The following is a 279-nucleotide window of genomic DNA, read 5'->3' on the forward strand; positions in this document are numbered from 1 at the left end:
CCACAGGATCGCCTGAAGCGTGCCAAGCATCTCGTATCGTTGCGCTCCAACAATGCCGAGGGCAGTCTTGCCCTGGCGCGTGCGGCTTACGAGGCGGGTGATTATCGTCTTGCCCGCGAAAATGCAGAGCAGGTTCTGCGCGCTTCGCCGCGCGAAAGCGCCTATCTGCTGCTTGCTGACATCGAAGAAGCTGAAACCGGCGATCAGGGCAAGGTTCGTGAATGGCTGGCGCGCGCCATCAAGGCACCGCGCGATCCGGCCTGGACTGCCGATGGCTAT

1 pseudogene is annotated in these 279 nt (G+C 62.0%); it reads left to right on the forward strand.

The annotated features are described in order from the left end of the window. Positions 1 to 279: pseudogene (locus tag R0J92_RS22525) on the forward strand (hypothetical protein); the annotation flags it as partial.

This window comes from Tritonibacter sp. SIMBA_163, assembly GCF_046535935.1.
GTDB lineage: Bacteria > Pseudomonadota > Alphaproteobacteria > Rhodobacterales > Rhodobacteraceae > Epibacterium > Epibacterium scottomollicae.